Here is a 7,091-nt window from a genome sequence, read left to right on the forward strand (position 1 = left end):
GACCCGATAGGATTAGCAGGGGGTCTGAACCTGTATGCGTACGTGCCTAATCCGGTGTCGTGGATCGACCCATTAGGGTTAGCAGGTAAAAATTGCCAAGATGTTGGTAATAAGTCTAAGAATGCTCAAGAAATGGCAGAGGAGTTAGCTAATCAACTTAATAAAAATACAGTGACATTCTCAACTCCAACAACTATGGGGCATATAGATTTAAGAGGTAGAGCGCATTTTGATAAAATAACCCAAACGGATATACCAACTCCACATGTTCAAACTTCACCAATAAATATAGCTCCTAATGGAAAACGCTTTCCTTTGAAAAAGCAGGAAGTGGCCAGACCTGCTACTAAGCAAGATATACGTACAGCTAGAGAACTAGCTAAAAAACAAGGGATATTAAAATGAATGATAATATCATTGAACACCTTCAAAACTGGTATCAATCTAAATGCGATGGAATGTGGGAACATGAGTATGGCTTTGATATCAGTACATTAGATAATCCTGGTTGGAAGGTTAATATATCAGGAGAAAATGGGAAAAACCCATTAAATATTATTGTGAATAACACTGATGACGATTGGGTAAATATAAAGGCAAGTGAAAGAGAATTTAAAGGATATGGAGGTATTGCAAATTTAGAGACAATACTGAAATATGCAGCACAATGGCTTGATAAAGTGTAGAAATATAATTAATTAAAGCCGGAAAGATCTTTCGAGATCTTCCGGCTTTTTTATGATCTACCTTGGTGCATACCCACGGTAAGCCAGAGCAGATTGAAGCTTAGCGATCGCATCTTTGATCTGATACGCTTCCTCGTCATTCACCGCGCAAGCCCGTATCTCAGACCAGCACAGCCGCTTAACCAGTTGAGCTAACGCCAGCGCTTCAATGTGGGTTAACTGGATATCCTGCAAATGTTCAATGGCTATCGTCATCTCATGCTCTCCTCTTAACCCACAAAACCGGTTATTAACGCCTGCATCTGCTGTTTAATCTCCCGCAGCTGGGCCTGTTGTCGCTGGTACTGCTGATGCTGTTGTTGCGTGGCTTCACTGTCAGGAATGAGCACCAGACAGCCGTCCATCACCTTCACCGTAATCTGGCCGCCAGTATTAAATCCCGCCTGTCTCAGCCACTGTCCCTTAAGATGTATCGCCGGTGTGGCGTTGTTGACCTTATTCCCGTTCGGTACATAACCCACCGTGTAATAACGTTCTGTTTTCACGGCTTTATTTACTGCCGCTTCTGCTTTAGAATGCGCCTTAGCCATAGTAACTACCTCTTTTAGTTGCTTGTGGTGAGCAACGTATTTGGGTGCCCGCCCGAATACGTTGCGTTATTGTCCTCACTTCATCTTAGAAGACCAGCGTTCAGCCTCGTACTTGATAATCATTCCTTCCAATAACTCCCTAATCACCTCTCGCTGCTCCGGCTGCATGTTGTTAATAGCCTGAAACTGTAGAGCCAAGTCGGCATCAGGTAGTAGCTCATCTTCTTCAAATATCAGTGAATCAGTCGTGACCCGCAATGTCTGTGCGATCTTCTTAATTGCCTCCAGAGAAGGTAACGAAATCCCACCTTCGTAGCGTTTGACCTGAGTCACATGGATACCAATGGCATCCGCCAATGCTTGCTGTGAGAGGCCCTTTTGCTTACGGAGGGCAACGAGTCGGTTAGCAATGCTCATCGAATTAAACCAGTCAGAGAAATTTGCCGTCATTCTACCCTCCAAAAAATGCTTGCTTTATATTGGTATCTTAATAGATACTAAATAAAAGAGCAATGGAGTCTTGACGCATTTTTTAGGAGGTCGTTTTATGGCACGCATCCCGGAAGCAGAATTACAGCACCTGAAAGCCGCCGTCTCCTTAGTCGCCGTGGTGGAGCAACAGGGGCGACAGCTCTTTAAACGCGGCAAAGATTATGTACTGCTGTGCCCGTTCCATGAGGAGAAAACCCCGTCAATGGTTATCTCTCCGGCGAAAAATCTTTATCACTGTTTTGGCTGTGATGCCGGCGGCTCCGTGCTGGACTGGGTAATGAAAACCAAAGGCTTAAGTCTGCGCCGGGCCGTGGAACAGTTGCGCGGGATACTGGGAGATAACCCCTCGGTGGCCCCGCTGGTGAAACCGGATGAACCCGCCATGCTGGCCGATGATGACGCCGGACGGCAGGCGCTGCTCAGTCGGGTCGTCGGGTTCTACCATCATACGCTGTTGAATGCCCCCGAAGCCCTGGCTTATCTGGAAAAACGCCGGCTCAACCACCCGGAATTAGTCGCCCAGTTTAAACTGGGCTTTGCCAACCGCACGTTAGCCTATCGCCTGCCCATCAAGGCGGTGCAGGCCGGCGCACAGATCCGCGCCCGTCTTCGGGCCGTGGGGCTGATGCGCGACAGCGGGCACGAGCACTTTACCGGTTCGCTGGTGATACCGGTTATCGACCCGAACGGCCAGATCCGCGAGATCTACGGGCGCAAAATCACCGACCGTTTACGTAAAGGAACGCCGCTGCATCTGTACCTTCCCGGCGCACATGGCGGGATATGGAATGAGCCGGCGCTGATCAGTTCAGGGACGGTCATCCTCTGTGAATCCCTGATCGACGCCCTGTCGTTCTGGGTGGCCGGTCACCGCCATGTCACCGCCGCCTATGGGGTGAACGGCTTCACCGATGAGATGCGGCAGGCGTTTCGGCGGCATGGCGTTAAGCAGGTCTTGATCGCCTACGACAATGATCCGGCAGGCAATGAAGCGGCGGTAAAACTGGCCGCCGAACTCACCGCCGTCGGTATCACCGTGTTCCGGGTGGTGTTCCCCGAGGGCATGGATGCCAACGGCTATCTGTGTCAGGTCGCCGAGCCGGAACGGGCCTTCGGGTTGCTGCTGGACAGTGCCATGCCGATGCAGGAAGCGGCAGAGGTACAGGCCACCACTGCAACAGAGCGGGCCGCACTGGCTGAACATCAGCCGGTTCCGGTGCCGGAAACAGTCAGCACATTAGCCGCCGGTATAGCCGCGTTGCCGTCAATGCCGAATGTGGTCTGGGAAACCGGCGCTAACGGCGAGATATCCCTGACGCTGGGCACACAACAGTGGGGTATCCGGGGCCTGTCACAGGTGAAAGCCGGGGCGGCGGTGATGAAAGTGAATGTTCAGGTCGTTGATACCGACAGCGGCGTGATGTTTGCCGACAGCGTGGACATGATGAGCGCCCGCAGCCGGGGCGGGTATGCGCGGCTGGCCGCCACCGAACTCGGGCTGGCCGAAGGTGACCTGCGCCGGGCACTGGGGCAGGTGTTGCTGGTACTGGAACAGTGTCAACAGGCCGGCGTCAGTGAACAAACCGAACCCCCACCGGTTCCCGAACTGAGCGAGGACCAGCGGGCTGCGGCGCTGGCGCTGCTGCAAGACCCGAAACTGAGTGAACGCATCACCGCTGACTTAGCCGCCTGTGGCGTGGTGGGCGAATCCACTAACCTGCTGGCCGGTTACTTAGCCGCCGTCAGTCGCAAGCTGGACCGTCCGCTGGCCGTGCTGATACAAAGCAGTTCGGCGGCAGGGAAAAGCAGCTTAATGGATGCGGTACTCAATCTGATACCGGAAGAAGAACGGCTGCAATACAGCGCCATGACCGGCCAGAGTCTGTTCTATCTGGGGGAAACCAATCTCCAGCATAAAATCTTAGCCATTGCCGAAGAGGAAGGCGTCAGGCAGGCCGCCTATGCGCTCAAACTGTTGCAAAGCGACGGCGAACTGACCATTGCCAGCACCGGTAAAGATGACGCCAGCGGGAATCTGGTGACCAAACAGTACACGGTAAAAGGGCCGGTGATGCTGATGCTCACCACCACCGCGATAGATGTGGATGAAGAGCTGTTAAACCGCTGTCTGGTGCTGACGGTAAACGAATCGCGGGAGCAGACCGAAGCTATCCACGCCTTGCAGCGCCATAAACAAACGCTGGAAGGTCTACTGGCCGAGAATGAAAAGGCATATATCACCGAACTGCATCAAAACGCCCAGCGGCTGTTGCGCCCGCTGAATGTGGTTAACCCTTATGCCTCACAGTTAACGTTCATGAGCGATAAAACCCGCACCCGACGCGACCACATGAAATATCTCACCCTGATACAAAGTATCGCCCTGCTGCATCAGCACCAGCGCGAGGTGAAGACAGCGGAACACCGGGGCAAACGGCTTGAATATATCGAAGTCACCAAAGAAGATATCCGCCTGGCGAACCGGCTGGCCCACGAGATATTAGGCCGCACGCTGGATGAGATGTCGCCCCAGACCCGAAAACTGTTACTGTTGATACAAGCGATGGTGAAAGAGACGGCGACAGCGCAGCAACGCCCGATGAACGCGGTCCGCTTTACCCGCCGGGATATCCGCAGTTACACCCAATGGAGCGATAACCAGTTAAAAGTCCATTGTCAGCGACTGGCCGACATGGAATACCTGTTAGTCCACGGCGGCAGCCGGGGCCATCTGTTGCAGTATGAACTGCTGTGGAACGGCGACAACGCAGAAGAAGCCCACCTGTGCGGCCTGATTGACCTGACAGCGCCGGAAAAACCGGTAAAACCCTGAATATGACTCACGCAAGTTGGACTGACTGAACCGCAAGTTGCCCCTAAGTTGGGGTCAAGTTGGGTCCAAGTTGGAGGTCGGAAAACCGACTTCAGGCCGCAGCAATACTGGGCGGAATGGCTCGCAAGTTGGAGAAGGTTGAAAAACACTGTTCCGGCAATAATAAGAAAAAGTCGTCGTATCGTACTGCCAGCTCATCATCGAACCCGAAAACCCGGAATACGACCGACGCAAGTTGGACTGACTGAACCGCAAGTTGCCCTCAAGTTGGGGTCAAGTTGGGCCCAAGTTGGAGGCCGGGAAATGGACGCCAGACCGCAGCAATACTGGGTGGAACGGTCCGCAAGTTGGGGCAGGCAGAAAAGCACTGTTCCGGCCACCTAAGAATCAAGCCATCGTACCGTCGTGATGTATCACACACTGATAACACTAACCGCTGTTCTTTACAGGAAATCCCATCATGTCATCACCCGTTAAACGTCAATCCAACCCCCGCCCGCTGACCCTGCGCCAGCATCTGGACGCGTATCTGGATAACCTGCTGTTGCAGGGGGCGAGCCAAAAGAGCCAGTCCGCCCGTCATGAACGGCTGTCACCGTTCGTCAGCTGGTGCGAGGCACAGGGCGTAATATCCGCCGCTCAGGTCACCGAGCCGTTACTGGCAAACTGGCAGCAGTCTCTGACCCGGTACCGCAAGGCCAACGGCCAGCTTTATACGCAGGACAGTCAGCGCCGACGCCTGCGGTCCTTACGCCTGTGGTTCGACTGGTTGCAGCAACAGCACGCTATCCCAACCAGCCCGGCAACAACCCTCGCCTCGCCAGACAGAAAAAAACGCCCCTCTGTCATGGAGACCCACGGTCAACCCGACGCCATCCCGGCCCGCTTCGCCACTTTACGCCAGCATCTGGCGGCCTGGCTGGAAGCCGTACGAGGACAGGGCTTAAGCGAACGGACTCAGGAGTCCTATGAAGAACGGCTGTTGCCGTTCATCAACTGGTGCGAAGCGCGTGGCGTGATGACGGCACCGCAGGTCAGCCTGCCGTTACTGGAAAGTTACCAGCGCTGGCTGAGAAGCGCCCGTAAAGCGAACGGTCAACCCTACAGCCCGGGCAGTCAGCGGGACCGCCTGAGTGTCTTACGTCAGTGGTTCCGCTGGCTGTTGCAACGTCACCATATCCTGTATAACCCGACGGATAACATGGTATTGCCAAGAGAAGAAAAACGGCTGCCGGCGCAGGTGATGAATGAAGACGAAACCCACACGGTCTTAGCCGCAACGGATATCAACACCCCAACCGGGCTGAGAAATCGCGCTATCCTTGAAGTACTGTGGAGTACCGGTATCCGGCGGATGGAAGTAGCCAACCTGCTGTTAAGCGAGGTGGACTTCGGGCGCGGGGTGGTGATGGTCAGACAGGGTAAAGGCGGTAAAGACCGGGTGGTGCCCATCGGCGAACAGGCGCTGCACTGGTTAAGCCGCTGGCTCAGTGTCCGGCCCGAGTTAACGCGGCGGGAGGACAGCGGTCACCTGTTTATCACCAAGAAAGGCCGGGGACTGGCCAGAGGCACGTTAACCCAGATAGCCGCCGACAGCATCCGTAAACAGGCGCAACTGGCTAAACCGGGGGCCTGTCATCTGTTCCGCCACTCAATGGCAACCCAGATGCTGGAGAACGGCGCGGACACCCGGCATATCCAGGCGATACTGGGGCATGAGAAGCTGGAAACCACCCAAATCTATACCCGGGTGGCTATCGGTCACTTAAAGGAAGTGTATGAGCAGACCCACCCGGCAGAACGGCAGTCAAAGCAGGCAACGCCAGACGATAGGCAGGCGGAGAGTGACCAGCCGGACAGCCCGAAGCCGGTCTGAACGCGCTGTGTTGCCGGACAATCTTAATGTTAGCCGGTTCCCTGTGAGCGCGTGGGGTGCAGTGAAAGGCAGACCGCGCGCGTCCCTGCGCACGGACTGCCTCCCTACCATCGGCGTGCCCGGCGGTAAATGCCGGCCGCCCGGCGCTGAACTTCGGCGTTCTCTGTAACAATCGTTGCCGGTCAGCCGCCATTCAACATAATGTGGCATTAAGCGAAATGGGCCTACACGGCCCACAACGCTTAACGGCACATTATGTCGGCACCGCCCACCCATGGGCGCTGCGCGGTTACCTTGGCCCCGGTGCGCGGCTGGCCGCCGGGTTGAGCTTCTCAGCCCCAGAGGCGCACCGGGCTGCGCCCGCTGCTGTCAGCCGCGGTGCCCAAACCCGCCGCCGCAGTCGCCGCCGTCCGTGGCGGCTCCGGGGCGAAAATCCGCCTTAAACCGTTGTCGGTCAGTCCGTCAAGGTCAACCGCCCTGAAGGCAGGCCAGCAAGCTGGCGCAATTTATGGCCCCCGCCCAACCCTGCTGCACTGGCTGCGTCCGGCTCGCAGTCGCAGGCTCCTCGCTCGTTCCCGTACTCGCCATCTCCGCCCCGTCCGCCCCCGCGAGCG

The 7,091-nt window shown here is 55.5% G+C and carries 8 protein-coding genes; 5 read left to right on the forward strand and 3 right to left on the reverse strand.

Features of this window, described 5'->3' with window-relative positions:
• Positions 1–405: RHS repeat-associated core domain-containing protein (locus AAC155_RS23630; protein WP_275658245.1), on the forward strand; the 405-nt coding region annotated here is incomplete at its 5' end.
• Positions 402–686, forward strand: a complete 285-nt coding sequence (locus AAC155_RS23635) for an Imm53 family immunity protein (protein WP_049584276.1) — start codon at positions 402–404, stop codon at positions 684–686. The genes AAC155_RS23630 and AAC155_RS23635, both read left to right, overlap by 4 nt.
• Before the next feature lie 57 nt (positions 687–743).
• Here AAC155_RS23635 and AAC155_RS23640 read toward each other — a convergent pair whose 3' ends face one another.
• From AAC155_RS23640 to AAC155_RS23650, 3 genes are all read right to left on the reverse strand, one after another.
• Positions 744–941 carry a DUF7706 family protein gene (locus tag AAC155_RS23640; protein WP_113044370.1) on the reverse strand — a complete coding sequence of 66 codons (198 nt, stop codon included), beginning with the start codon at positions 939–941 and terminating at the stop codon, positions 744–746.
• A gap of 14 nt (positions 942–955) precedes the next feature.
• A complete protein-coding gene (locus tag AAC155_RS23645) occupies positions 956–1,276 on the reverse strand; it encodes a SymE family type I addiction module toxin (protein WP_113044371.1) in 321 nt (106 codons plus the stop codon).
• Between the two features lie 75 nt (positions 1,277–1,351).
• Positions 1,352–1,693, reverse strand: coding sequence for a helix-turn-helix domain-containing protein (locus tag AAC155_RS23650; protein WP_315903533.1), 342 nt, complete (start codon positions 1,691–1,693; stop codon positions 1,352–1,354).
• A 130-nt stretch (positions 1,694–1,823) separates the two neighbouring features.
• Between AAC155_RS23650 and AAC155_RS23655 the strand changes: the two genes are divergently transcribed.
• From AAC155_RS23655 to xerC, 3 genes are all read left to right on the forward strand, one after another.
• Complete coding sequence (locus AAC155_RS23655; protein WP_113044373.1) at positions 1,824–4,601, forward strand: CHC2 zinc finger domain-containing protein; 2,778 nt, start codon at positions 1,824–1,826, stop codon at positions 4,599–4,601.
• A 138-nt stretch (positions 4,602–4,739) separates the two neighbouring features.
• The gene (locus AAC155_RS23660) at positions 4,740–4,985 is read left to right on the forward strand and encodes a hypothetical protein (protein ID WP_146748148.1); all 246 of its coding nucleotides are present in this window, start codon (positions 4,740–4,742) and stop codon (positions 4,983–4,985) included.
• Positions 4,986–5,448: 463 nt separating this feature from the next.
• Entirely contained in the window at positions 5,449–6,477 is a 1,029-nt protein-coding gene (gene xerC, locus AAC155_RS23665; protein WP_191214895.1) for a site-specific tyrosine recombinase XerC, read from the forward strand.
• Positions 6,478–7,091: the final 614 nt, after the last annotated feature.

The sequence above is a fragment of the Photorhabdus sp. HUG-39 genome (genome assembly GCF_963878365.1).
Classification (GTDB): Bacteria; Pseudomonadota; Gammaproteobacteria; order Enterobacterales; family Enterobacteriaceae; genus Photorhabdus; species Photorhabdus kayaii.